A 462-nucleotide genomic window follows, 5' to 3' on the forward strand; every position below is an offset into this window, starting at 1 on the left:
GTCGGCGTGGCGGGCCCGGGCGGCCCCGCCCGCCTCGACCGGGTCACCGGCGCGGAAGCCGACGCCGACCGGGACGCGGAGGAGCACGCCTGGCGCACCTGGGTGGACGAGGTCGTGGCCAGCTGGGCGGCCTGTCTGCTCGGCGACCCGGACCTGGCCGCCCGGGCGGTGGCCGGCCTCGCGCGGGGCGAGCACAGTACGGGCTCGGCGGCCGCGTTCCGCCGTCTGCTCGCCCCGGACACGACGGACCGCAGTGCTGCCGCGCTGCTCCGCCACCCCGATCTGCTCGCGGCCGTGGCAGACCTGCACCGGGGCGAGCTGCTGGACCGGCTGGGGTGGGACGAGGCCCTGGTCGCCTGAGAGCCGGGCGGCGCCGAGGCGGGGGGACGTGAGCCGTGCCCTCCCGGGCGGCGCCCCGGCCCTCAGTCCTCCTTGCCGCGGCCCGACAGCGCGTCCCTGAGC

General features: G+C 79.9%; 1 protein-coding gene. It reads left to right on the plus strand.

Features of this window, described 5'->3' with window-relative positions:
- Nucleotides 1-360, plus strand: a 360-nt coding sequence (locus tag EHS43_RS45830) for a hypothetical protein (RefSeq protein WP_125196161.1), incomplete at its 5' end; no start/stop codon positions are given.
- Nucleotides 361-462 lie beyond the last annotated feature (102 nt).

The organism is Streptomyces sp. RP5T (assembly GCF_003933965.1).
In the GTDB taxonomy this organism is placed as follows: Bacteria; Actinomycetota; Actinomycetes; order Streptomycetales; family Streptomycetaceae; genus Streptomyces.